This window comes from Mycobacterium yunnanensis (assembly GCF_025823185.1).
Classification (GTDB): Bacteria; Actinomycetota; Actinomycetes; order Mycobacteriales; family Mycobacteriaceae; genus Mycobacterium; species Mycobacterium yunnanensis.
This window is the reverse complement of record NZ_JACKVK010000002.1, coordinates 104,052-128,826: the sequence shown is the minus strand read 5'-3', so window position 1 is coordinate 128,826 and position 24,775 is coordinate 104,052. Positions and strand designations below refer to the sequence as shown.

The window sequence follows — 24,775 nt, the reverse complement described above, 5'->3', positions numbered from 1 at the left end:
CGGTCCTGGTTCCGATTTAAGCACGAACGCTTAATCGACGTCGGCGAACGCCTACGATGCCCGTCATGGATCGTGGCGCCCGGTCGAAGGACGCACTGCTCGACGCCGCCGAGCGGCTCGTCGCCGAGCACGGTTTCGAGGTGCCGCTGCGCGACATCGCCAAGGCGGCCGGCCAGCGCAACAACTCGGCGGTGAACTACCACTTTCGCAGCCGCCAGGACCTCGTCGACGCGGTGGTGACACGTCGTCTGCTGCCCATGGAGCTCGAACGCGAACGAATGCTCGGCGAGCTCGACGCCGAGGCCGGGCCGCATGCCCTGATGCGCGTGCTGGTTCTGCCGCTACTGCGGTCGGAGAGCACGCACTACGCGCGCTTCCTACAGGTCGTCGGTCCCCGATTGCGCAGGGAACCAATGAACTCCGCGGAGACCGCCTGGCCGCGGGTGCTCGAGGCGCTCTCGCATGCGGTGCCCGGCGACGATCGCAGGACTCGCCATCGCCGGGTCGCCGCCGTCGCCACCGCGATGTTCGCTCTCGCCGCCGAGTACGAGCGTGCGACGCAGGATGGCCTCGACTCGCACGATCCCGAGGAGATCGTGCACATGCTGGTGGCCATGCTGACGGCCGCTGCTCCCCGACTGGTGTAGGGCTAGAGTGCGTCGATGACCCAGGAGCCGTTGGTACCCGAGGACTTCGACGTGCCCCGCGAGCTGCGTTCGGCTCGGTTTCGACTCGAACCCCTTGGGCCGCAGCACAACACCGCCGACCTAAACGCGTGGACGGCCAGCATCGACCACATCAAGGGCACCCCCGGGTTCGACGGGTGGGGGTGGCCGCCCGACGACGGCCTCTCGGCCGAGGACAACCTCGTCGACCTGGTCCGCCACGCCGACGAATTCGACCGCCGGGTGGCGTTCGCCTACACGGTATTGCGGCCGCAGGACGACGACGTGATCGGTTGTCTGTATCTCGACCCCGGCCCGCGCCCGGGCAGCGTCGCCGTACGGTCCTGGGTCCGCGCCGACGTGGCGGAGCTGGACACGATCCTGAGGAACGAAGTGCGTAAATGGTTGTCGACCGCGTGGCCGTTCGACGAGGTCGTCTACGCCGGCTGACGCTCAGGGTCTGAGGATCACCTTGACGCACTCTGGACTCCGGGCGGCCACCGCGGCATAGGCATCGGGCGCGTCGGCCAGCGGGAAGCGATGGGTGAAGATGCCGTCGGTGCGCAGCGAGCCACTGGTCACCAGCGGAAGAAGGTCGACCCACGTCTGCTGAATGGGAGCGGTGGTCATGCGCAGGGTGAGGTTGCGAATGAGCGCCATCAGGATGGGCAGCGGGTAGGGCTGCAGGTCGTGCACCCCGAGGACCGACACGGTGCCGTCGGCGCGCACCGACGCCAGGGCGTCGTCCAGGGTGGCGTTCAGCGCGACGGTGTCGACGACACTGTCCACACCGCGGCCGTCCGTGTGCTCGAGCACCGCGGCGACGGTGGGACCCTCCAGGGCGGTGGCTCCGGAATCCACCGCCAGCGCGCGACGGCCCGCCACGGGATCGGCGGCCAGGACGGTGCCCGCCCCCTGGGCGACGGCGGCGCGCACCGCGCAGAGTCCGACGGCGCCGAGGCCGATGACGAGGACCGTGCCGCCCGGCGGGATGTCGGCCTTCTTCGCCCCGATCCACCCCGTCGACAGGTTGTCGGTCAGCAGCAGTGCGGCCTCGTCGTCGACTCCGTCGGGAATCCCGAGGAGTTGGAAGTCGGCAGCCGGCACCGCGACTGCGGTGGCCTGTCCGCCACCGAGCACGCCGGAACCGAAGATCTGCATGCCCCGCGCGCACGTCACCGGGTTGCCCGTGGCGCACCCGGCGCACGTGCCGCACCCGGTGACGGACGACGCGAGCACCCGGTCGCCGACGCGCACGTTCGACACCTCCGGCCCCACTTCCAGTACGGTGCCGATGAATTCGTGACCGACGGCCACTCCGTCGCCGACCGGTAGATCGCCGTCGTAGAAGTGCAGATCGGATCCGCAGATCGCCGCCGACTCGACACCGACCACCGCTCCGTCTGCACCCGGCAGGACGGGGTCGGGGGCGTCGCGCACCTCGACGGAGCCGGGACCGGTGATGACGACGTTGCGCACCGGGACGACGCTACCGCCGAGCAGACGTCACGAGGCGGGTAACGGCAGACTTCGACACGGTCCGTTCAGTGCGGCATGACGCGCTCACTACCGCAATCATGGGTTGACGTTGGCCACGTCCCAGGGCGCCTGCGGAAGTACCTCACCGGTCTCGAGCAGCGACTTGAGGTTGGCGAGGACGGCTGGCCATCCGTTCGAAATACCCTCATACATAGCCGTGTTCGCCAGGTTCTCGTGGCTGACCGTCAGTCGGACGATGTCGTGATGCGGCTGGATCAGGAACGTGACGACCGACGGTCCGCCGGGCTTGTCCTCGTCGGGCGCGTCTTCGAAGGTGATGACCAGGCGCGACGGGGGCTCGGCTTCGAGCACCTTGCCGACGACGTCGGCACGTTCTGATCCGTCGGTCCGTCGGTGTTCCCATGGCGAGCCGGGCTCCCAGTCCGAGATGTTGGCGTGTCCCCAGTACTTGGCCGTGAGATCGGCGTCGGTCAGCGCGTTCCATACCTGTTCTGCGGTCGCGCGAATGTATGTGACGTAGACGTAATTCGTTATGGCGGTGACGGTTTCGGTCATGGCGTACTCCTCTGCTCGGTTCTTGATGTCGCTCAGCATCTGCAAGCGCGGTTTCTCGAAGCCCGAGATCCAGCGCTCCTCGACCTCGTGGATGGGCACGGGATTGAGGTAGTGCAGGCGTTCACGACCCCGGCGTACGACGGCCACGAGGTTGGCCTTCACCAAGACGTCGAGATGCTGGGTAGCCGACTGGCGTTTCATGTCCAGGGGATCGCACAGTTCACTCAGGGTCTGGCCATTGTGGTCGCGCAGTCGGTCGAGCAGCATCCGCCGGGTGGGGTCCGCGAGCGCCTTGAAAACTGAGTCGATCTCGTGGGTCTCCTCAGTCACCACCGAATTATGCAGGCATTTACCTGCATATGTCAACGGGCACGTGCGGACGGGATCCTCGCGCTCGCCGTCGTCCAGTCGTAACGTCGATCTGGTGAAGCACATCAAGCTCGGAAATTTGGACGTCGCCCGCATCGGCCTTGGCGCCATGGGCATGTCGGCCGCCTACACCGGGGCCGGCACCGATGACGCAGAATCCATTCGCACCATTTCGCGCGCCCTCGACCTCGGCGTCACCCTCGTCGACACCGCCGAGATCTACGGACCGTACGTCAACGAGGAACTCGTGGGCCGTGCCATCAAGGGACGGCGAGACGACGTCGTGCTCGCCACGAAGTTCGGCATGGTCTCCCACCTGGGTGGGGGTCCCGGCCACCTGGACAGCAGCCCGGCGAACATCCGCACCGCCGTGGAGGGGTCGCTGCGGCGTCTCGACACCGACCGGATCGACCTCTATTACCAACACCGCGTCGACCCGGCGACGCCGATCGAGGACACCGTGGGTGCATTGGCAGATCTGGTGTCCGAGGGCAAGATTCGGCACATTGGCCTGTCCGAGGCTGGCGTCGACAACATCCGCCGCGCACACGCCGTGCACCCGATCACCGCGCTGCAGTCGGAGTACTCGCTGTGGACCCGCGACCCAGAGCCCGACGTGCTTCCGCTGCTGCGCGAACTCGGCATCGGGTTCGTCGCCTACTCCCCCCTGGGACGCGGCTTCCTCACCGGGCAGATCACGTCGACGGCCGACTTCGACGACTCCGACAGCCGCAAGACCAACCCCCGCTTCACCGGCGAGAACTTCGATCGGAATCTGCGCGCGGTCGCCGAGGTCACGGCAATCGCCGCCGACGTGGGCGCCACCCCGGCGCAGGTCGCCTTGGCCTGGCTACTTGCCCAGGGCGACCACATCGCGCCGATCCCCGGCACCAAGCGCGTGTCGCGGCTCGAGGAGAACGTCGCTGCCGACGGCATCGAGCTGACCGATGAGCAGCTCCGGAAGCTGACCGAGGTATCGCCCGCGGCGGGCGAGCACCACAACGAGCAGCAGATGAAGTGGATCGACCGTTGAGTCCGCGCTCCGTACGCTGGACGAGGTGAGTGCCGCACAGTCGACCACCGTCCTTCGAGACAGTCAGTTCGCACGGGACCTGCCGGAGATGGCCCTCCCGTGGCAGGCCGCCGTCGCACCGGAACCCCGCCTGCTGGCGCTCAACGAGGCGTTGGCCGCCGACCTCGGTCTGGACCCGGCGTGGCTCCGAAGTCCCGCCGGGCTACGGCTGTTGGTGGGCGCCGACGTTCCCGAGGGGGTGACTCCCGTCGCGCAGGCCTACTCCGGACACCAGTTCGGCGGGTACACCCCCCGGCTGGGCGACGGCCGGGCGCTCCTGCTCGGCGAAGTGGGCTCGCGCGATCTGCACCTGAAGGGATCTGGGCGTACCCCGTTCGCCCGCGGCGGCGACGGACTGGCGGCCGTCGGGCCGATGCTCCGGGAGTACGTCGTCAGTGAATCGATGGCCGCACTTGGCATTCCGACCACGCGGGCGCTGGCCGTGGTGGCGACGGGGGCTCAGGTGCAGCGCGATACCGCACTGCCGGGAGCCGTCCTGGCACGCGTCGCCAGCAGCCACCTGAGGGTCGGCAGCTTTCAGTACGCGGCCGCCACCGGGGACCTCGACCTGGTGCGTCGGCTCGCCGATCACGCCATCGCCAGGCACTACCCTGCCGCGGCCGAGGCCGAGCAGCCCTATCTGGCCCTGTTCGACGCGGTGGTCACCGCGCAGGCGTCCCTGGTGGCCCGGTGGATGCTCGTCGGCTTCATTCACGGGGTGATGAACACCGACAACATGACCATCTCCGGCGAGACGATCGACTACGGGCCATGCGCGTTCCTCGACGCCTACGACCCGGCGACGGTGTACAGCTCGATCGACCACGCGGGGCGCTACGCCTACGCCAACCAGCCGATAGTCGCGCAATGGAACCTGGCCCGCTTCGCCGAGACCCTGCTGCCGCTGATCGCCGAGGACCAAGACCGCGCCGTGGAGATCGCGGTGGCATCGCTTGGCACGTTCACCACCGCCTACGACGCCGCGTGGGTGGCGGGCACGAAGGCCAAGCTCGGGCTGGCCGCGGACGTCGACGACGCGACGGTGACGTCACTGGCCCAGGATCTCCTGGCGCAGCTGGCTCAGAGTCGGGTCGACTACACGTCGTTCTTCCGGCACCTCGGCACCGCGGCGCGCGGCGACGCCGAACCCGCCCGCGGACTGTTCCTCGACCTCGCGCGCTTCGACGCCTGGCTGGCGCGCTGGCGAGATCTCGCCCCCGACGCCGACGCCATGGACCGCGCCAATCCGATCTACATTCCGCGAAACCACCTCGTCGAGGAAGCCCTCGCCGCGGCGACCACCGGCGACCTCGGCCCCGTCGAGCGGCTCCTCGAGGCCGTTGGGTCGCCCTTCGAGGAACGTCTCGAACTGAGGCTCTACGCCGAAAAGGCCCCCGACGACTTCGGGCCCTACCAAACCTTCTGCGGTACGTAGCAATACGAACGTATTGAAGATCACGCTGCTGGAGTGTTTAGCCAACGGGAAATTAGGCACACTAGGCTAATGACCTTGCGCGGACTCACCCCCGTCGTCGGTGCCGTGGCTGCTCTCACGTGGGCCGTGATCGGCGGGGCACCCGGAGCGTCGGCCGAACCCCTGCCGAACTCGACTACCCCCGGATGCGCCGACGTCGACCTCGTGTTCGCACGCGGCACCGGCGAGGCGCCCGGGCTCGGCTTCGTCGGCGACGCCTTCGCCGACTCGCTGCGGTCAAAGGTCGCGCCAAAGTCGATGAACGTCTACGCCGTGCAGTATCCGGCCACGATCGACTTCCCCCGCGCCGTCGACGGCATCAACGACGCGGCGGCGCACATCCAGGCCACCACCGCCACGTGCCCGAAGACCAAGATCGTGCTCGGCGGCTTCTCGCAAGGTGCCGCCGTGGCCGGCTTCGTCACCGCCGACACCGTGCCGCCGGGCGCCGCGGACTCCGGTGTGACGGGACCGCTGCCGCCCGCGGTCGCCGATCACGTGGCCGCGGTGGCGTTGTTCGGAAAGCCGTCGCCGCGCTTCATGAACTTCGTCAACCAACCCGACATCGTCATCGGCCCGGCGTACGCCGGCAAGACCCTCGACTCGTGCGTGCCCGGCGACCCCATCTGCTCCGACGGCGGCGACTTCGGGCTGCACAACCAGTACGTCGCCGACGGCCGCGTGGACCAGGCGGCCGACTTCGTCGTCGGCAAGCTCGGCTACCCGGCCGCACCGGCGCCCGCACCGGACGCACCCTTGCCGCCGGCACCCGACGCCGCGCTGCCACCCGCACCGGCCCCCGCGCCGGTGGCCGCTCCCGTCCCCGCGCCTGCCTAACCCACCCGTCGGCGGCGCACCAGCCAGAGCGCCGAGAGCAACTGCCAGCCGATGATGGTGTAGACGGACGTTCGCTCCCACACCGCACCGGGCAGCAGTACCCCGGTGGCGGATACCGCCGGGACCGCCAAAATGCCGAAGGCCAGGAACCCCAGCGCCGCGACGCCCACCGACGCCCTTCGATACCAACGTGATTGGCTCACCAATCGGTGACCGGCCAGAATCGCGGCGTTGCCACCCACGATGGCCACCGCTGCCGCCGAGACGTGCACCCAGGCGATTCCGGAGCCGCCACTGGGCACCGACGCGACCACGACGTTGCCGACGGCGTTCGCGGCGGCACACCCCACGAAGACCCCGTTGCCGCGGCCCGTGCGTCGCGCCAGCAGGATGGCCGCGGCGAGGAACAGCGTGCCCTGGACGACGAAGGCCGCGTTCATCACCGTGTGCAACGGTGAACTGGGCTGGCCGAGGTCGCTGATGAAGTTCACCGCATACCGGTAGCCCGGCTGGGCCGCCGCGGCGATCGCCTCCAGCCCCAGATACGCGGCGCCGGCGACCAGCCAGCAGCCCGCCGCCATCCCGTCCGTCATGACGAGGTGCCCGAGCCGGTCGGGATACCCAGGGCGACAGTCAATTCGAGGATGGCCCGGGGATCGTCGAACCGGTCGCCATACAGCTCGCGCAACTGGGTCATCCGGTACCGCACCGTCTGTGCGTGCACGAACAACTCGGCGGCGACCGCATCACGCTGACCCCGATGGAGCAACCACGACCGCAACGTCTCGGCCAGCCGCTCGGCGGTGTTGGGCCGCAGGTCCGCCAGTGGCGCCAACGCGAGACGGCGAAGGTCGGCGGCGGCCTCGGGATCGGCGGTCAGCACCAGCTCGACCAGGTGCTCCTCGGTGTCGACGACGTCGTCGTCGACCATCAACTGCTTGGCCCGCAGCGCCCGACGGTAGGACGACTCCACCTGCGCCCACGGACGCGCCGGGCCCACCAGCGCCCGTCGGCCCTGCAAGGCAGATCGCAGTTGCCCGCGATGCCGACCGTCCAAGTCGGGCACCAGGAGCACCGCCAGCGATTCGCCCGCGTCGACGCCCGGCAGGTCTCCGCTCACCTGCAGCGTCGACTGCCCGAACCGGGCCGCCAGCCCGCGGGTCTGCGCCTCGGCGACCAGGATGGCGGTCAACGTCACCGGAGGTTGCCAATCCGCCTCTGCCGCACTGGCATTCAGCGTTTCGACGGCAGCCCCGCTAAGCAGCTGCCTGGTCAGCCTGTCGAGGTACCGCTGGCGGACCCGGCCCGTGGTCGCCAACTCGTCGGTGTGTCCGGCGACGCTGGACGCCGACAGCTCGTCGATGAACGCGAACACCAACTCGGCGAATCGGGCTACGGTCTCGGCGTCCAGCCCGGCCGTCACGGCCGCCGACGACAGCTCTCGCCACGCCACGCGGGCGCCGACGCGGTAAGCCGACAGCAGGGCATCCATGGTGCGACCCTGGCGGGCCTCGCCGCGGCCAAGCTCGTAGGCCCCGTCGAGGGCCGGTGTCATCGTGGCGTTTGGATCGGAGTCGTGCGAGCGCACGGCCAGCCGAAGGAAGGCGCCGAGGGCCATTTGCACGGCGTTCTCGATGGTCTGGCCCATGCGCCCGCTGAAGGCACGGGTATAGCTGGGCACCTCGAGCGTCACCGCGAGCACCGTCCGCTCGGCCATCCGCGGCAGCACGGCCCGCAACGCCTCGGCCACCTCGTCGGACAGGTCGAGACCGGTGAATCGGACGGCATCTTCCGGCAAGACTGTTCCTCACGAACAAATAGATGGTGGACGTTCACCTCTGACCGTCAAGACTTTATACCCAGCGGTAGGCCAAGGTGGGGTTATGACGACGACAGCACCTCGACCGACCACCGTCGGCGCGCTGCGCGCCCGGGTCATGAAATTCGCCGAGCGGGTGACCACACCGCTGGTGCCTGCGGACTACCTCGACGTCATCGACCCCCTACGCTCGAGTGCCGACCTCCGCGGTCGCATCGTCGCGATCAAGCCCGAGACCCGCGACGCCGTCTCCGTGGTCATCAAGCCTGGCCGCGGGTGGCGCGGACACACCCCGGGTCAGTACGTGCGCATCGGCGTCGACGTCGACGGCGTCCGGCAATGGCGGGCGTACTCCTTGACCTCGCATGCCGGCCAAGACACCATCGCGGTCACCGTCAAGGCCATCCCCGACGGCACGGTGAGCAATCACCTCGTCCGACGGGCCACCGTCGGCACGATCGTCCAACTCGACCAGGCCGCAGGCGAATTCACCCTGGGTCATCAGCCCCCGGCGAAGATCCTGTTCCTCACCGCCGGCAGCGGCGTCACCCCGGTGATGGGGATGCTGCGCAACATGCCCGCCACGGAAGGCCCCGGCCCGGACGTCGTCGTCGTGCATTCCGCCCCCACCGCCGCCGACGTCATCTTCGGCGGCGAGCTACGCATGATGGCTCGCGATGGACGAATTCGGCTGGTGGAGAAGCACACCGACACCGACGGCATGCTCGACGTCGCCGAACTCGACCAGTTGGTCGACGATCTCGCCGAGCGGCAGACGTGGGCGTGCGGTCCGGCCGGAATGCTGGACGCCTTAGAAGCCCGTTGGACGGCCGACGGCATCGCCGACCGGTTGCACACCGAGCGCTTCCGTCCCACCGTCATCACCGCGGGCGAGGGCGGCGAGGTCACCTTCTCCACGACGGGCACCGTCGTCGAAGCGACCGGGGCCGAGACGCTCCTCGACGCCGGCGAGGCCGCCGGAGTCCTCATGCCGTCGGGCTGCCGGATGGGCGTCTGCTTCGGCTGCGTGGTCCCGCTGCGCCAAGGCGCCGTGCGCGACCTCCGCACCGGTGACCTCACCACCGCCTCCCCTGGCGACAACGTCCAAATCCAGACCTGCGTCTCCGCCGCCGCCGGTCCCTGCGACATCGAACTCTGACGAGGAGATCCGAATGACCATCACCCATGACCCCGCCGCCCACCTCAGCTCGACCGACGTCGAGAACCTCGGCCGCGAGCTCGACGCCATCCGCGAGCAAGTCGTGGCCAGCCGCGGCGAGCGCGACGCCGCCTACATTCGCAAGGTCATCGACGGCCAGCGCAAGCTGGAGCTGGGCAGCCGCGCCGTGCTGCTGCTCTCGATGTTCCCGCCCGCATGGTTCGTCGGCACGGTCGGGCTGTCGATCTCGAAGATCGTCGAGAACATGGAAATCGGGCACAACGTCATGCACGGCCAGTGGGACTGGATGCGCGACAGCAAGATTCACTCCACGACGTGGGAGTGGGACAACGCCTCCCCCGCCGAGATGTGGAAGCACAGCCACAACGAGGTGCACCACACCTACACCAACGTGCGCGGCAAGGACCACGACCTCGGCTACGGCATCATGCGCGTCGACGAGAATCAGAAGTGGGTGCCCTTCTACCTGGCGCAGCCGCTGTGGAACTTCCTCAACGCCTGCGTGTTCGAATACGGAATCGCCGCCTACGACTTGCAAATTGGCAAGTACCTCAAGGGTCGATCCGACAAGGCGGAGTTCAAGGCCAGGGGCAAGCGCGTGCTCGCGAAGATCCGCAAGCAGGCCACCCGCGACTACGTGCTGCACCCGCTGCTGTCGGGCCCGTCGGCAATCAGCACCCTCACCGCCAACCTGACGGCCAACCTCGTCCGCAATCTGTGGACGCACTCGGTCATCATGTGCGGTCACTTCCCCGAGGGAGTGGAGACCTTCGAGAAGAACTCCATCGACGGCGAGACCCGCGGTGAGTGGTACCTGCGGCAGATGCTCGGCTCGGCCAACATCTCGGGTAGTCCCCTGCTGCACTTCATGTCCGGCAACCTGTCGTTCCAGATCGAGCACCACCTCTTCCCCGACCTGCCGAGCAACCGCTACGCCGAGATCGCACCCAAGGTCCAGGAGCTCTTCGAGCGCTACGGCCTGACCTACACCACCGGTTCGCTGCCCCGGCAGGTTGCCTCGGCGTGGAAGAAGGTCTTCAAACTCTCGCTACCCAACGACTTCACGGTCTCCGACGTGCTGCGTCGCCGTCGCCCCGCCGTCGCCGTCGAACGACCCGAGCCCGACCTCCGCGCCGCCTAGTAGCGATTCGTGCACCCGCGCCCGCGCCCACCGCGGGTAAGGGTGCACGAATCGCGGGAAAATAAAAGATTGTGAGCACTCGCAATCTTGGGGTAGCGTTTGGGCATGCCCTATGACGTCATCGTGCGCAACGGTCGGTGGTTCGACGGCACGGGCGCGCCACCACGCGTGACCAACCTCGGTGTCCGCGGCGGTGTCGTCGAGGTGGTGTCCGACGAACCGCTCGACGACATCGGCTGTCCCGACGTCGTGGACGCGAGCGGCAAGTGGGTGTTGCCGGGTTTCATTGACGTACACACCCACTACGACGCCGAGGTCCTGCTCGACCCGGGCCTACGCGAATCGGTCCGGCACGGCGTCACCACCGTCCTGCTGGGCAATTGCTCGCTGTCGGCCGTCTACGCCACCAACGAGGACGCCGCCGACCTCTTCAGCCGGGTCGAGGCCGTGCCCCGCCAGTACGTACTGGGCGCCCTGGCCGACAACAAGACCTGGACCACCGCCGCCGAATACGTCGAGGCACTAGACGCGCTCCCGCTGGGCCCGAATGTCAGCTCGCTGCTTGGTCACTCCGACCTTCGGACGTCGGTGCTCGGCCTCGGCCGCGCCACCGACGACACCGTGCGCCCCACGCCCGCAGAGTTACGGGCCATGACCACCAAGCTCGCCGAGGCGCTCGACGCCGGGCTGCTCGGAATGTCCGGCATGGATTCGGCGATCGACAAGCTCGACGGCGACCGCTACCGGTCCCGCGGTCTGCCGTCGACGTTTGCGACCTGGCGCGAGCGGCGCGCTCTGATCGCCGTACTTCGCAAGCGGCGCAGGATGTTGCAAAGCGCGCCCGACGTGGCGCGACCGTGGACGGCGTTGCTGTTCTTCCTGTCCAGCAGCGCGATGTTCGGCCGCCGCGAGGGCGTGCGGATGAGCCTGCTGGTCTCGGCGGACTCCAAGGCCGCACCGGGCGCGGTCGGCGTCTTCGGCCGGGGCACCCGGCTGCTCAACCGGGTGCTCGACGCCAACGTGCGATTCCAACACCTCCCCGTCCCATTCGAGCTGTACTCCGACGGCATCGACCTGCCCGTGTTCGAGGAATTTGGAGCCGGCACCGCGGCGCTGCACCTGCGTGACCAGTTGGAGCGCAACGACCTGCTCGCCGACGTCGAGTACCGCCGCGAATTCCGACGCGAGTTCGACCGCAAGAAGCTCGGCCCGACGTTGTGGCACCGCGACTTTCACGATGCCGTCATCGTCGAATGCCCCGACGAGACGCTGATCGGCAAGAGCTTCGGACGCATCGCCGACGAGCGCGGACTTCACCCGTTGGACGCCTTCCTGGACGTGCTCGTCGACAACGGGGAGCGCAACGTCCGGTGGACCACCACCGTCGCCAACCATCGCCAACGCCAACTCGACAAGCTCGCCACCGAGCCCACGGTGCACATGGGTTTCTCCGACGCCGGCGCCCACCTACGCAACATGGCGTTCTACAACTACGGGTTGCGATTGCTCAAGCGCGCACTCGTCGCCGAACGGGCGGGTCGGCCCTTCATGACGATCGAGCACGCCGTCCACCGCCTGACCGCCGAGGTCGCCGACTGGTTCGGTCTGGACGCCGGCCGGCTGCGCGAGGGCGACGCCGCCAACTTCGTGATCGTCGACCCGGCCGGCCTCGACGACTCCGTCGACGGCTACCACGAATCCCCCGTCGAGTTCTACGGCGGCCTGAGCCGCATGGTCAACCGCAATGACGCCGCCGTCGTGGCCACCGCCGTCAACGGTCAGATCGTCTATCGCAGTGGACAATTCCGAGACGGCTACGGAAAGACCGTCCGGTCTGGCCGCTTCCTCCGCGCCGCCGACGCGAGCCGGCCCACCGTCACCACCGTGCCCGCCTGAGGTGGCGAGAACACAACGGGAGCGCCGCGAGGAGACCGTCGCGCGACTGCTCGACGCGAGCATCGCGACGATCGTCGACGTCGGGTATGCGCGAGCGTCGGCGGCCGTCATCACCTCTCGCGCCGGATTGTCCGGCGGCGCGCTGTTCCGCCACTTCGACACCATGGGCGACTTCATGGCCGCCACCGCCGAGGAGGTGATGCGCCGACAGCTCGACGCCTTCGCCAAGCTGATCGCCGAGATTCCGGCCACCCAGGCTGCTCTCGACGGCGTCCTGCACGCGATGCGGGAGGTCACCGGCAACGACACCAACGTGGTGATGTACGAGCTGTTGATCGCCGCGCGGACCGACGAAAGGCTCAGCGCCACACTGCGACGGGTACTGCAGGAGTACAGCTCCCGAATCTTCGACACCGCGCGCGCGTTGCCCACCGCCGACCACTACCCGGAGGACACGCTCGCCGCGGTGGTGGCCCTGGTGACCAACTCCTTCGACGGCGCCGCGATCGTGCGCCACGTCCTGCCCCAGCCGGAGATCGAGGCGGGCCGCATCCCGCTGCTGCTGTCGCTCCTGGCCCCCGACTCGAGCGAGGAACGATGACCGACCGCATTCACGAATTCTCCAACGACGGCCTCACCTTCCCCGTCACCGACGAGGGTCCGCTCGACGGCGACGTCGTCGTCCTGCTGCACGGATTTCCGCAGACCTCCACCTCGTGGAACGCGGTCTGCGACCGACTGCACGCCGAGGGTTATCGAACCCTGACGTTCGACCAGCGCGGCTACGCGCCGACCGCGCGGCCGCGGGGACGTCGCGCCTACCGGATGAGCCGGTTGGTCTCCGACGTGGCGGCCCTCGTCGGCGCGACGGGCGGCCCGGTGCACCTGGTCGGCCACGACTGGGGCGCCGCAGTCGCGTGGTCGACGGCGGCCGGTCGACCCGATTTGGTCCGGTCGCTCGTCGCGGTCTCGGTGCCACACCCGCGGGCGTTCCTCGGCTCGATGCTCATCAGCAGTCAGATTCTGCGTTCGTACTACATCGGCTTGTTCCAACTGCCCTGGCTGCCCGAGTTCGCCTGTCGCCGTCCACGTCTGCTGGCACGGATGCTCAGCGGCACCGGGATGACCCCCGAGCAGATCGCAGCGGTGCGCACCGAGATCGTCGACCGCGCTGCGCTGACACCGAGCCTGAACTGGTACCGCGCCATGCCGTTCAGCCACCCGCGATACCTCAGACCCGTCGAGGCGCCGACGACGTACGTGTGGACCACCGGCGACACCGCCCTCGGCAGGCGCGGCGCGACGATGTGCTCGCGCTACGTCACGGGCCCCTACCGACTCGACGTCGCGGGCGGCTCGCACTGGGTGCCCGAGGAACAACCCGACCTGCTGACGCGCGCGATCGTCGACCGCATCTCGAGCTGAGCCCGTGTAACCATCGTGTTACGTCCATGTTGCGGATACAGTGGCAACATGAAAGACGAGTCGGTGTTCTCCGAGGTCACGTCGCTGCGCGCGGACGGTCCCCGGGCAGTGCTCTCCACCTCGGCCCTGGAAGTGCACGTGCGCGTCGTCGACCACCTCGCCCACACCACGCGCTCGAAGTTCGTCACCGACGAGGTCCTCGACACCCTGGTCCACGGGCGGGTCAGCACCATGGCCGCAATCGAGCTCTCCCTGGCCGGGTGGTGGCGTCGGATCGACGGTGGTTACGTCGTCGTCGACCAGGAGTTGATCGACGCGATGTCTCGGCACCCCGCGCGGCGGCGGATCGGCAGGACATGCCGGCGGTTGTGGAGCTTCCTCAACAGCGAGTCGGTCATCCCGCTGTAGCTCGTCACACGTCGGGTCTGGCCAACCCGAGATGGTCGCGCAGCGTCGGGCCGGTGTACTCGGTGCGAAAACGGTGACGACGCTGCAAGATCGGGACGACATGGTCGACGAATGCGGTCAGCTCGTACGGAAGCGTCGAGCCCATGATGGTGAACCCGTCGACCGCCCCGGCGTCCTGCCAGGTCATCACGTGGTCGGCGAGTTGTTCCGGAGTGCCGACGAAGTGCGTTTGCCCCGCGCCCCCGGTGACTCGCCGGGCGATCTCGCGCAGCGAGGCGTCGGGCCGGGCACGCGCCGCGGCGAAGAGCTGGTCAGTCCTGGTGGAGGGCGAGGGATCCTGCCAGAGGGTCGCAGGGAGCGGAGCGTCGGGATCGAATGCGTCGGGATCCAGTCCCGCCGTGTAAAGCGCGTTCTGCCAACGAAACTCGCTGCTGGACAGCTCTTCCAGACGTTCGGCGCGGGCGCGGGCCTCGGCCTCGGTGCCGCCGATGGTCACCATCAACGCGGGCAACACCAACACCTGTTCGGGATTGCGGCCCCAGGCAGCGGCCTGCGCGTGCAGATCGGTGCGGAAGGCGACGGCGGCCTCCAGGGACGGCGGTCCGGAGAACGCCATCTCGGCGTGGCGCGCGGCCAGTCGGACGCCGGCCCCCGACTGCCCGGCTAGGACGAGGACGGGCCTGCCCTGCGGCGAGCGCGGGAACGGCTGCACGCCCTCGACGTCGAAGTAGCGTCCGTGGTGGTCGGCGGCGCGCAACTTCGCGCGATCGGCCCACACGCCGCCGTCCCGATCACCGACGATCGCGTCGTCGGCCCAGCTGTCCCAGATCTGCGAGGCCACCGCCACGAACTCCTCCGCCCGCTCGTAGCGGTCGGCGTGGTCCGGATGGCCGCGCTGGCCGAAGCTGGCCGCGGCCAAGGGCGTGACGGTCGTGACGATGTTCCAGCCCGCGCGGCCACCGCTGAGGTGGTCCAGCGTGGCGAACCGGCGGGCCAGTTCCCAGGGCTCGTTGTACGTCGTAGAACCCGTACCGATGAGGCCGATGTGCTCGGTGCTCGCGGCCAAGGCCGACAACACCGCGATGGGGTCGAATTGAACCTGAGGCAGGTGCGTGGCGCGGTACTCGGCGATCGCGACGTTGTCGGCCAGGAAGATGGAGTCCAGCATCCCGCGTTCGGCGGTGCGGGCGATGTCGGCGAAGTACGGGAGCCCGAGCACGTTCCGGACGTCGTCGTCGGCCAGTCGCCAGGCCGACTCGTGGTACCCGTTGGGCCAGATGAATGCGTTGAAGTGCAGTAGTCGTGGGCTCATCAGGCCCAAACGCTAGGCGTACGCGGCACCCGAGGGCAAGTGCACGGGTTTGTCGATCCGCTTGTCCAGCAGCGCAATCCACGCCTTGAGACCATCGACGGCACCCCGTGAGGCACCTCCCGACGCGCCCTGCCGGGACTCGAGGAGCTCGACGATGCGGGTACATCTGGCCACCTCGGCGGCCAGCTCGTCACCGGGGACGGCCGACAACCGGTCCTCGGGCCAGCGGCTGTAGAACGCCGCCGAGGCGTTCAGCAACACCACGAGCTCGGGGGTGGACCGGCGAAGCAGGCGCCGACCCGTCCGGACGGCGACCCCGGCGGCCAGCAGGGCCACGACGGACGCCACGGTGAACACCCAGCCACCGACCCCGACCTCACTCATCGGCACCGGCGGTTGCATGGTCGCAGTTTACCGCCAGACCGCGACGTGGCACCGCCGTTTTCGGCATGGGGACGGCGGTGAGCGCGGTGGCCGGCTACGGCGCGGCTCGCCCGACAGGGTAGAAATCAACCATGGCTGACCTGAACGTGATGAACCTGTTCACCCTGCAGGACCGGGTCGCGATCGTCACCGGCGCCTCGTCCGGTCTCGGCGTCGCGTTCGCCCAGGCGTGCGCGCAGGCCGGAGCCGATGTCGTGCTGGCGGCCAGGCGCACCGACAAGCTGGGCGCGACAGCAGATCTGGTGTCCGCGACGGGTCGCCGGGTGCTCACCGTGCAAACCGACGTCGTCGACCCCGACCAATGTCAGACCATGGTCGACCGCGCCATGGAGGAGTTCGGCCGGGTCGACGTACTGGTCAACAACGCCGGAATCGGCACGGCGGTCCCGGCCACCCGTGAGACTCCCGAGGAGTTCCGCGCCGTGGTCGACGTCAACCTGCATGGGTCCTACTGGGCGGCCCAAGCCTGCGCCAAGGTGATGCAGCCGGGCAGTTCGATCGTCAACATCTCCAGCATCCTCGGCCTGACGACCGCCGGGCTGCCGCAGGCCGCCTACAGCGCGAGCAAGGCCGCCATCGTCGGCCTGACCCGAGACCTGGCCCAGCAGTGGGGATCGCGCAAGGGCATTCGGGTCAACGCCATCGCTCCGGGCTTCTTCAAGTCCGAGATGACCGACCAGTACAAGCCCGACTATCTCGACTCCCTCGCCCACAGGTTCGTGGTCCCGAGGATGGGCGATCCTGCCGAGCTGGCCGCGACCCTGGTGTGGCTGGCCTCGCCGGCCGCCGGCTACGTGACCGGACAGACGATCGCCGTCGACGGCGGAGTCACGATCACCTAGAAGGCGGATTACCTCCCTAGGGGTGTACCCGAGCAGCCCTAGGGAGGGTGGACTGGTGTCAGCGTCGAGCATTCGCTCGACCTGCCGGTACCACGCCCCCTGCGGGGTGCACTCGGAAAGGCCCACACCATGCTCGGACTCATCGTCAGCATCATCGTCGTAGGACTCATCGCCGGAGCGATAGCCCGACTGCTCATTCCCGGTAAGCAGAGCATGTCGGTCGTCATGACCATCGTGCTCGGCATCGTCGGTTCGTTCGTCGGCGGCTTCCTGGGTTACCTGCTCTTCGGCAAGGACGCCGAGCACGGTTTCCTGCAACCGTCGGGCATCATCGGATCCATCATCGGAGCGGTCATCGTCATCCTGATTTGGAGCCGGGTGGGCGCTCGCAACTCGACCCGCACCCGCTAAGCCCCCCCTACGATGATCGGCCCCGGCGGATGTCCGCCGGGGCCGATCGTCGCGAGTCTGCGGCTAGGCCGCCACCACCGCCCGATGTGGGGCTACGCCGCCACCACCGCCCGATGTGGGGCTACGCCGCCACCTTGTCCTTCTGCATCTCCTTCAGCGCCGTCCGCAGTCCCCGCCGGCGGCCCGTCTCCGGATCGACCCCGAAGGTGTCCCGCATACCGCCGCGGATCCGGAACTTCAACTCCGAGTTGGTCTCCGGTGCGTCGTCCGGCGTACCCTTCAGGAACCTGTTGGGCAGAGCCAACTTCAGGATCGTCCAGAACGACTGACCGTACTGCCGCAGCAGCGGACCCGTGGTGTAGGGCAGGTCGTACTTGTCGCACAGTGCCTGAACACGTTCGGAGATCTCGGCGTAGCGGTTGCTTGGCAGATCGGGGAACATGTGGTGCTCGATCTGGTAGCAGAGGTTTCCGCTCATGAAGGCCATCACCGGGCCGGCGTGGAAGTTGGCCGAGCCGAGCATCTGACGTAGGTACCACTCGGCCTGCGTCTCGTTCTCGTACTCCTCCTTGGTGAACTTCTCCGCACCGTCGGGGAAGTGCCCGCAGAAGATCACCATGTAAGCCCAGTAGTTGCGGATCAAGTTGGCTACCGCGTTGGCCCCGAGGGTGTGCTTCCACGCCGGTCCGGTCAACGCCGGGAACACGATGTAGTCCTTGCCGACCTGCTTGGCCACCTTCTTCCCGATGATCCGCAGATCCTTGCGCACCTCGGCCAGCGACTTTTCACCCTTGCGCCACTTGGTGGTCTCGACACCGTGCAGAGCCACACCCCACTCGAAGAGGGTACCGAGCAGGATGTTGTAGATCGGGTTGCCGATCATCCACTTCTCCCAGCGCTGGTCGCGCGTGAGACGCATGATCCCGTAACCGATGTCGTCGTCGAGGTCGACGATGTTGGTGTACTTGTGGTGGATGAAGTTGTGCGACTTCTTCCAATGCTGAGTAGGTGAGGTGGTGTCCCACTCCCACTCGGTGGAGTGGATCTCCGGGTCGTTCATCCAGTCCCACTGCCCGTGGGTGATGTTGTGCCCCAACTCCATGTTCTCGATGATCTTCGCCGTGGCTAGTGCGGCCGTGCCGGCCGTCCAGGCGAGCTTGTCCCGGCTGGCGAAGAGCGCAATCCGACCGAAGGCGGCCAGACCGCGTTGCAGCTGGATGGTCTTGCGGATGTACTGGGCGTCGCGGGCGCCGCGCGATTCCTCGATGTCGGCACGGATGGCGTCGAGCTCGCGACCCAGTTCCTCGACGTCCTCGGGGGTGAGGTGGGCGTATTCCTTGATGTCACTGATGGCCATGTTCCGACTCCTTAGATGTTGAGCGTGCAGTCGCCGGAAGCGGCGGAAACACAGGTCTGAATTCGGTCACCCTCGCCGTGCTCGTTGCCCGACCGGATGTCGCGTACATTGCCGGATTCCAATGGCAGCACGCATGTTTGGCAGATACCCATTCGGCAGCCGAACGGCATTTGGATGCCGAGCTTCTCGCCCGCCTCCAACAGCGTGGTGGCACCGTCGACTTCTGCCGTCTTGTCCGACAGGGCGAAGGTCACCGTGCCGCCCTCACCGCCCTTGTCGGTCCGCGCGATGACGAAGCGCTCCATGTGGAGTCGATCCTCCGGCACGCCTGCGTCGGCCCACACCGTCTCCAGGGTGTCGAGCATGGCCGGTGGTCCGCAGGCCCAGGTCGGTCTGTCCTTCCAGTCCGGCACCAACCGGTCGAGTTCGGACTCGAAGTCGAGATGGCCCATGTCCTCGGTCAGTTGGAGAAGCAGCTCGTAGGTCGCCTCACTGCGGTCGAGTTCCCGCAGTTCGTCGTGGAAGATCACCGCATCCGCCGTCGGCGCCGAATGAATGTGAACCACGTCGGAGGTCTGCCCGCGCAGCGTCATCGAGCGCAGCATCGCCATGACCGGGGTGATACCGCTGCCGGCGGTCACGAGGAGCATCTTGGCCGGCGGCGGATCGGGCAATGAGAAGTCGCCCTTGGGTGATGCCAAGCGAACAATCGTTCCGGGTTGCACACCGTTCACCAAGTGGGTTGACAGGAACCCCTCCGGGGTTGCCTTCACGGTGATGGAGATGTGCTTCTTGTCGCGGATCGGGATGGAGGTCAGCGAGTACGACCGCCAATGCCACTTTCCGTCGATGCTCAGCCCGATGCCGACGTACTGTCCGGGCTGGTACTCCCCGGTGAACCCCCAACCCGGCCGAATGGTCACCGTCGCGGTGTCTTCGGTTTCCTTGTGCACGTCAACGACTTCGCCGCGGAGTTCACGCGCCGACCACAACGGGTTGAGCAACGTCAGGTAATCGTCGGGCAGCAGCGGAGTCGTCGCCCGCGCCGCAAGACCGCGCAGCAGGTTCTTCGGCGATCCGGTGTCAGCCTCGACCTTGCGAGCAGGTTTCTCCGTCCAGCTGACCAGGTCGCGCAAGTTCAGGGCCATCGTGCACCTCAGGATCCGTCGATGGGCTTACGGCGCTCTTTTAGTGAACACCTGTACACCCAATACCCACCAGTAACCAAAGTCAACCCGACTTTGGCGAACTGGGAGGCTATTTGCCGGAATCGGCAGGCGACGACACATTTGGCGCGTCGATGCCGGTGTCACGCTTCGTCGACTGCATGAAGTCGTCGATGAGCTCGGCAACCTCGTATGGCGCCTCGACATGAGCGAAGTGGCCGACGCCGGGCAGCACCTCCAGGCGTGCACCGGGCCGGGCAGTCATGGCGGCGTGTCCGTGGTCGACGGGGATGATTCGGTCGTCCTCGCCCCAGATGGCCAGGGTCGGCATCTCTGCACGGATGTGCAATCGGTTCAGCGCGCTCACAGCCTGGCCGCGGTAGTCGACCACCGAGCGCAACGTGCGCAGGAAGGCGTCCCGTGTCGGGCGGTCGGAGAACGACGAGTAGGCCCGCCAAATCTCGCTGGCGCGCGGATTGCGCATGCCCGAGGCGGTGAACCACGCTCCGATCTTGTTGCCCACCTTGAGAACTGGCGGTGGCGCGATGACCGGCAACACCAATTCGGCCCCCGGCGCAGACAGCAGCCGAAGGATCAGGCCGACGTCGGAACCCAGGCCGCCACTGCTGATCAGGATCAGTCGGTCGCAGTAGTCCGGATGCTGATAGAGGAACTGCATCGCCACCCCGCCGCCGAGGGAGTGCCCCACGATCGTCGCCTGCGCGATGCCAAGCTCGTCGAGCAAATCGCGCAGCGACACCGCGAACGCGCCGAGCGAGTAGTCGCCGCGGGGCTTGACCGACTGGCCGTGGCCCAGCAGGTCGGGCGCGACCACGCGGTACTTCTTGGCCAGCAGCGGGATGAGGTCGCGCCAGGCATCCGAGCTGCCCGCCATGCCGTGGATCAGGAGCAAGACCTCGCCGCTGCCCTCGTCGCGGTAGGCAACCCGTTCACCGTGCAGGTCGAGGAAGTTCACGTCGTTCATGGTCGATCTCTCCAGATCCGGTTCGATCACGCGGCGCGTCTTGATACTCGCCGGTAACTTCGAGCATGGACGATCGGACCGGAACCGTCAACGCGCGGGTCAGCGGGCTCGCTTGGCCAGCCTCTCCGGATCCAAGATCAGGACACCCTTGCCCTCGACACGAATCCAGCCGCGTTGACTGAAGTCCGCAAGTGCCTTGTTCACGGTTTCACGCGACGCCCCGACCAGCTGCGCGATCTCCTCCTGGGTCAGATCGTGGGTGACGCGCAGCGCGTTGCCCTCCTGAGCCCCGAAGCGTTGCACGAGCTGCAGGAGTTGTTTGGCCACGCGGCCGGGAACGTCGGTGAAGATCAGGTCACCGAGGTTGTTGTTGGTGCGGCGTAGCCGGCGGGCCAGAACCCTCAGCAACTGCTCGGCGATCTCGGGGCGTCCGGCAATCCACGCGCGCAACGCCTCCCGATCCATCGACACCGCACGCACCTGCGTGATGGTGGTGACGCTGGACGTCCGCGGGCCGGGATCGAAGATGGCCAGCTCGCCGAACATGTCCGAGGGACCCATGATCGTGAGCAGGTTCTCACGGCCGTCCGGTGCGCTGCGAACGATCTTCACCTTGCCCGAGATGATGATGTAGAGCCGGTCACCCGGCTCGCCTTCGACGAAGATCGTGTGCCCCCGCGGGAAGTCAACGGGCTGCAACTGATTGGCAAGGGCGGCTACGGCGGCGGGCTCCACTCCCTGGACGATGCCGGAGCGGGCGAGGACGTCCTCGACGTTGCCGGGGTCGACCGTCGACCTCATGCCGACCTCGGGCGACGAGTGTCGAGTGTCTCGATTTGCGCGCACATGCCTGTGAGCGTGGTCGGGACGACGGTGTTTGTAAAGCACCAAGCCCCAATTCGACGCGCCGAGTGGCCACCTGCGATGCGCGCGCGACGGAAAGGCGCGCGACAGGTGGCCACTCGCGGGGCTTAGACGTCGGTCGTGACGAAGCGAGTCTTGACCGGCGGCGCGGCCAGCAGCGGCGGCAGGTCGACGATCTTGCCGTCACCGGCGCGGAAGGCGCGATAGGCCTCGTCGTCGGCGACGGTCTCCCACACCTCGTAGATGATCCAGTGCGCCTCGTCGTCCTCGTCGACGAGCACGTCGCACGTCAGCGCACCCTTATGGGCGCGGGTCTTGACGAGTTCGCGGGTGAACACCTCGCGGGCCTCGGCGACCGATTCGGGCTTGAACCTCAGCTCGAGCAGAACGGTGACGGACATGAGCGGCCTCCTGACGGGTGACGGTTGCACGTCAACCTTGTCAGACGAGCAGACCTACGGTGACGTCGCCACCCGCAGGATCGGCGTCGGACACCAACGACCACGGTGCCCGGAAGATCCGACCTGGAGCGGCAGGCCACGCCGTGCGCGTGGTCCCGATGGTGCGGCCGTCCTGCACGGCCCGCAGTCTCGGTGCGCGGTGATACTCGTCGACCCAGAACAGCAGGTCGTCGCGTGGAGCCGAGCCACCGCCGGGGACGACGAGTTGTGGTGTGACCCAGCGCAACGGCGCGAGGCTGCGGATTCGGACACCCGGCGACGGCCGCACGCCTGCGAGCCAGTCGCGAACCCTGGGCGCCACGTGCCGACCGTCGAGGGCGGCCGCGTCGGCGGTGTCGACGGGGTGCACCAGGTTCCCCACCGCGAACACTCCTGGCGCGCTGGTCCGCAGACCGGCGTCGACGACGGGGCCGCGGGTGGCCGCGTCCATCGACAGGCCGGCGGTGCGGGCCAGTTCGTGGTCGGGGATCCAGTCCCCCGTCATGACGACCGTGTCGCACTCGATCACCGAGCGCCGACCGGTGTCGACGTGTTCCACCGTCACCGAGCGCACCCGCTCCTTGCCGTCGACGCTCACCACACGGCTGCGCGTCAGCACCGGGCCGCGCAGCAACGCGCGGCCGGGGATGCGGAAGGCGGCGTAGGACTCCGAGCGCTGATGGCCGGTGACCATCGCGACTGTCGGACAACCTGATTCGCGCAAGGTGAGGACCGCCGACCAGCTGACGAGTTCCGCGCCGACGACGACCGCCCGGTGGCCAACCCTGGAGTGCTGGACGTGGACGAGGTTTTGCAGCTGCCCGGTGGTGTAGACGCCGCTGGGCCGGTCGCCGGGGATCAGGCGGGCCGGGCGGGGACGCTCCCTGGCTCCGGTCGCCAGGACGATGGCGTCGGCCTCGACGACGTGGCGCCCGCGCGGCGAGGTGACCTCGAGCGTGCGTTGCCCGCCCCAGCCGGTGACCATGGTCTCGGTCTGCAGCCGCGCACCGGCGTCGCGGGCGAGGTCGGTCAGCGTGCGGGCGTAGGTCGGCCCCGACACGAACCGCTTGAGATCCCGTAGACCGTAACCGAGATGATCGCTGTGCCTTGGGATTCCACCGGTGCGCGCCTCGCGCTCGAGCACCAGAACCTCGCCGTCGACGACCGGCGCGAGGGCCGCGGCGGCGGTCAGGCCCGACGGCCCGCCGCCGATCACGGCCACCGACACCCTCACTGTGCCGCCTCGAGCAACGCCTGGGTGTGGGCACCGCAGTAGAAGCCCTGGCAGCGGCCGTTGAGTACCCGGGTGCGGCGGCGCAGTCCGTCGAGATCACGCGGCGGAATGGTCGAGGCGAAGGCGTCGCGGATCTCGCCGGCGGTGACCCGCTCACAGAAGCACACGATGCGGCCGTATTCCGGGTCCGCGGCAATCCGCTCGGCATCCTGATACGGCCGGGTGGTCGCCTCGCCAATGTTGGGCATCCGGGGCGCAGGTGGCAGCCCCTCGCGCGGCGTCAGGTCCAGGTCGGTGTCGGCCAAGAGTTCCAGAATGTGTTCTGCCACCGCCATTCCCGAGGTCAGACCCGTCGACCGGATGCCGCCGACGAGGACGTAGCGCTGGTCGTGGTCGACGTCGATCAGATAGTCGTCATGGTCGATTGCCGCCCGCAGGCCCGCATAGGCCGCGGTGACCTCCTCGTCGAACAGAGTCGGCATCAGCGCTCGACCCTTCGCCAGAAGGAACTCGAAGCCTTCCTCGGAGGTGGCGGTCGCGGTACGGTCGGTCAGGTTCTCCGACGTCGGCCCCACCATCACGTTGCCGTAGATGGTGGGGCTCACCAGGACACCCTTCCCGCGCGAGGACGGCACGGCCAACACGATGCACGGCACCATGGGCCGGGTGAGCTTGTCGAAGACCAGCAGTTCGCCGCGGCGCGGGGTGACCGTGAAGCGACGGTGCCCAAACTTCTCGTCGACGTGGTCGGCGCCGAGGCCGGCGGCGTTCACCACCCAGCGCGCGTCGACGTCACCGTCGGTGGTGACGACGGTGGTGTGGCCCTCGTGGGCCATGACGTCGGTGACCATTGCATGGCGGCGCAATGCGACACCGCGACGCACGGCGTCGGTCGCCAGAGCCAGGTTGGTGGTCCAGCTGCAGATGATCGACTCGCCGGGGACGGTCAGGCCGGCCAGTGCGCCTGGGCCGAGTTCGGGCACCCGCCGGTAGACCTCGTCGGCGGTGACGATCTCGCAGGCGTGGTAGCCGTTGCGTTCGGCCTTGTCCTTCAGCCGCGGCAGGGTGTCGCGCTCTTCGTCGGTCCACGCGACCAGGAGCGCGCCGGTGCGTTCCACCGGGATGCCGACCTCCCGGGCGTACTGGCCGAGCATGTCGTAGCCCCGGGCGACGAGCCGGGACTCCAGCGTTCCCGGCGTGGCGTCGAAACCGGTGTGTAGCAACGCCGTATTGGCCTTGCTGGTGCCGTCGCCGACGTCGTCGCGGCCCTCGAGCAGGGTCACGCTGAGCCCGGTGCCGCCGAGGGCGCGGGCGATCGCACTGCCGACGATGCCGGCTCCGATCACCACGACGTCACGGATGTCCTTGGGCGCGTTCAT

Annotated in this window: 26 protein-coding genes; 13 read left to right on the top strand and 13 right to left on the bottom strand. The window is 68.0% G+C overall.

Annotated elements, in window-relative coordinates:
• Positions 1 to 65 precede the first annotated feature (65 nt).
• Together H7K45_RS03425 and H7K45_RS03420 are read left to right on the top strand one after the other, a co-directional pair.
• A complete protein-coding gene (locus tag H7K45_RS03425) occupies positions 66 to 647 on the top strand; it encodes a TetR/AcrR family transcriptional regulator (RefSeq protein WP_263994365.1) in 582 nt (193 codons plus the stop codon).
• Between the two features lie 15 nt (positions 648 to 662).
• Positions 663 to 1,115: a hypothetical protein gene (locus H7K45_RS03420; RefSeq protein WP_263994364.1), complete on the top strand. Its 453-nt coding sequence runs from the start codon at positions 663 to 665 to the stop codon at positions 1,113 to 1,115.
• A 3-nt stretch (positions 1,116 to 1,118) separates the two neighbouring features.
• Here the strand turns inward: H7K45_RS03420 and H7K45_RS03415 are convergent, their stop codons facing one another.
• The gene (locus H7K45_RS03415) at positions 1,119 to 2,144 is read right to left on the bottom strand and encodes an alcohol dehydrogenase catalytic domain-containing protein (protein WP_263994363.1); all 1,026 of its coding nucleotides are present in this window, start codon (positions 2,142 to 2,144) and stop codon (positions 1,119 to 1,121) included.
• 96 nt (positions 2,145 to 2,240) lie between these two features.
• Positions 2,241 to 3,053, bottom strand: a complete 813-nt coding sequence (locus tag H7K45_RS03410; RefSeq protein ID WP_372512497.1) for an ArsR/SmtB family transcription factor — start codon at positions 3,051 to 3,053, stop codon at positions 2,241 to 2,243.
• Positions 3,054 to 3,144: 91 nt separating this feature from the next.
• Between H7K45_RS03410 and H7K45_RS03405 the strand changes: the two genes are divergently transcribed.
• From H7K45_RS03405 to H7K45_RS03395, 3 genes are all read left to right on the top strand, one after another.
• Positions 3,145 to 4,122, top strand: a complete 978-nt coding sequence (locus tag H7K45_RS03405; RefSeq protein WP_263994361.1) for an aldo/keto reductase — start codon at positions 3,145 to 3,147, stop codon at positions 4,120 to 4,122.
• A 25-nt stretch (positions 4,123 to 4,147) separates the two neighbouring features.
• Positions 4,148 to 5,596 (top strand): protein adenylyltransferase SelO, encoded by a 1,449-nt coding sequence (locus tag H7K45_RS03400; RefSeq protein WP_372512496.1) that lies wholly within the window; start codon positions 4,148 to 4,150, stop codon positions 5,594 to 5,596.
• A gap of 69 nt (positions 5,597 to 5,665) precedes the next feature.
• Positions 5,666 to 6,472, top strand: coding sequence for a cutinase family protein (locus H7K45_RS03395; RefSeq protein ID WP_263994360.1), 807 nt, complete (start codon positions 5,666 to 5,668; stop codon positions 6,470 to 6,472).
• On the opposite strand, the gene H7K45_RS03390 is transcribed toward H7K45_RS03395, so the two are convergent.
• Together H7K45_RS03390 and H7K45_RS03385 are read right to left on the bottom strand one after the other, a co-directional pair.
• Positions 6,469 to 7,065 (bottom strand): DUF998 domain-containing protein, encoded by a 597-nt coding sequence (locus H7K45_RS03390; RefSeq protein ID WP_263994359.1) that lies wholly within the window; start codon positions 7,063 to 7,065, stop codon positions 6,469 to 6,471. The genes H7K45_RS03395 and H7K45_RS03390 overlap by 4 nt on opposite strands.
• Positions 7,062 to 8,270, bottom strand: coding sequence for a PucR family transcriptional regulator (locus H7K45_RS03385; protein ID WP_263994358.1), 1,209 nt, complete (start codon positions 8,268 to 8,270; stop codon positions 7,062 to 7,064). The genes H7K45_RS03390 and H7K45_RS03385 overlap by 4 nt, the downstream gene beginning before the upstream one ends.
• An 85-nt stretch (positions 8,271 to 8,355) precedes the next feature.
• Here H7K45_RS03385 and H7K45_RS03380 point away from each other — a divergent pair, with 85 nt between their 5' ends.
• From H7K45_RS03380 to H7K45_RS03355, 6 genes are all read left to right on the top strand, one after another.
• Positions 8,356 to 9,450, top strand: coding sequence for a ferredoxin reductase (locus H7K45_RS03380; protein WP_263994357.1), 1,095 nt, complete (start codon positions 8,356 to 8,358; stop codon positions 9,448 to 9,450).
• 13 nt (positions 9,451 to 9,463) lie between these two features.
• Entirely contained in the window at positions 9,464 to 10,612 is a 1,149-nt protein-coding gene (locus H7K45_RS03375) for a fatty acid desaturase family protein (RefSeq protein ID WP_263994356.1), read from the top strand.
• A gap of 105 nt (positions 10,613 to 10,717) precedes the next feature.
• Positions 10,718 to 12,508 (top strand): N-acyl-D-amino-acid deacylase family protein, encoded by a 1,791-nt coding sequence (locus tag H7K45_RS03370; protein ID WP_263994355.1) that lies wholly within the window; start codon positions 10,718 to 10,720, stop codon positions 12,506 to 12,508.
• A 1-nt stretch (position 12,509) separates the two neighbouring features.
• Entirely contained in the window at positions 12,510 to 13,109 is a 600-nt protein-coding gene (locus H7K45_RS03365; RefSeq protein WP_263994354.1) for a TetR family transcriptional regulator, read from the top strand.
• The gene (locus tag H7K45_RS03360) at positions 13,106 to 13,933 is read left to right on the top strand and encodes an alpha/beta fold hydrolase (protein ID WP_263994353.1); all 828 of its coding nucleotides are present in this window, start codon (positions 13,106 to 13,108) and stop codon (positions 13,931 to 13,933) included. The genes H7K45_RS03365 and H7K45_RS03360 overlap by 4 nt, the downstream gene beginning before the upstream one ends.
• A 48-nt stretch (positions 13,934 to 13,981) precedes the next feature.
• A complete protein-coding gene (locus H7K45_RS03355) occupies positions 13,982 to 14,341 on the top strand; it encodes a hypothetical protein (protein WP_263994352.1) in 360 nt (119 codons plus the stop codon).
• A gap of 4 nt (positions 14,342 to 14,345) precedes the next feature.
• Here the strand turns inward: H7K45_RS03355 and H7K45_RS03350 are convergent, their stop codons facing one another.
• Entirely contained in the window at positions 14,346 to 15,653 is a 1,308-nt protein-coding gene (locus H7K45_RS03350; RefSeq protein WP_263994351.1) for an NtaA/DmoA family FMN-dependent monooxygenase, read from the bottom strand.
• Between the two features lie 12 nt (positions 15,654 to 15,665).
• Positions 15,666 to 16,055, bottom strand: coding sequence for a hypothetical protein (locus tag H7K45_RS03345; protein WP_263994350.1), 390 nt, complete (start codon positions 16,053 to 16,055; stop codon positions 15,666 to 15,668).
• Positions 16,056 to 16,168: 113 nt separating this feature from the next.
• On the opposite strand from H7K45_RS03345, the gene H7K45_RS03340 reads away from it, so the two are divergent.
• Positions 16,169 to 16,939: an SDR family NAD(P)-dependent oxidoreductase gene (locus H7K45_RS03340; protein WP_372512495.1), complete on the top strand. Its 771-nt coding sequence runs from the start codon at positions 16,169 to 16,171 to the stop codon at positions 16,937 to 16,939.
• Positions 16,940 to 17,068: 129 nt separating this feature from the next.
• Positions 17,069 to 17,350 (top strand): GlsB/YeaQ/YmgE family stress response membrane protein, encoded by a 282-nt coding sequence (locus H7K45_RS03335; protein ID WP_263994349.1) that lies wholly within the window; start codon positions 17,069 to 17,071, stop codon positions 17,348 to 17,350.
• A 121-nt stretch (positions 17,351 to 17,471) separates the two neighbouring features.
• On the opposite strand, the gene H7K45_RS03330 is transcribed toward H7K45_RS03335, so the two are convergent.
• From H7K45_RS03330 to H7K45_RS03300, 7 genes are all read right to left on the bottom strand, one after another.
• The gene (locus tag H7K45_RS03330) at positions 17,472 to 18,707 is read right to left on the bottom strand and encodes a fatty acid desaturase family protein (RefSeq protein WP_263994348.1); all 1,236 of its coding nucleotides are present in this window, start codon (positions 18,705 to 18,707) and stop codon (positions 17,472 to 17,474) included.
• Between the two features lie 11 nt (positions 18,708 to 18,718).
• Entirely contained in the window at positions 18,719 to 19,855 is a 1,137-nt protein-coding gene (locus H7K45_RS03325) for a ferredoxin reductase (RefSeq protein WP_263994347.1), read from the bottom strand.
• 109 nt (positions 19,856 to 19,964) lie between these two features.
• Positions 19,965 to 20,858 (bottom strand): alpha/beta fold hydrolase, encoded by an 894-nt coding sequence (locus H7K45_RS03320; protein WP_263994346.1) that lies wholly within the window; start codon positions 20,856 to 20,858, stop codon positions 19,965 to 19,967.
• A 99-nt stretch (positions 20,859 to 20,957) separates the two neighbouring features.
• Positions 20,958 to 21,659: a Crp/Fnr family transcriptional regulator gene (locus H7K45_RS03315; RefSeq protein ID WP_263994345.1), complete on the bottom strand. Its 702-nt coding sequence runs from the start codon at positions 21,657 to 21,659 to the stop codon at positions 20,958 to 20,960.
• A gap of 170 nt (positions 21,660 to 21,829) precedes the next feature.
• On the bottom strand, positions 21,830 to 22,123 hold the full coding sequence (locus tag H7K45_RS03310; RefSeq protein WP_263994344.1) for a putative quinol monooxygenase: 294 nt from the start codon (positions 22,121 to 22,123) through the stop codon (positions 21,830 to 21,832).
• Between the two features lie 40 nt (positions 22,124 to 22,163).
• Positions 22,164 to 23,396 carry an NAD(P)/FAD-dependent oxidoreductase gene (locus tag H7K45_RS03305; protein ID WP_263994343.1) on the bottom strand — a complete coding sequence of 411 codons (1,233 nt, stop codon included), beginning with the start codon at positions 23,394 to 23,396 and terminating at the stop codon, positions 22,164 to 22,166.
• Positions 23,393 to 24,775 carry an NAD(P)/FAD-dependent oxidoreductase gene (locus H7K45_RS03300; RefSeq protein ID WP_263994342.1) on the bottom strand — a complete coding sequence of 461 codons (1,383 nt, stop codon included), beginning with the start codon at positions 24,773 to 24,775 and terminating at the stop codon, positions 23,393 to 23,395. The genes H7K45_RS03305 and H7K45_RS03300 overlap by 4 nt, the downstream gene beginning before the upstream one ends.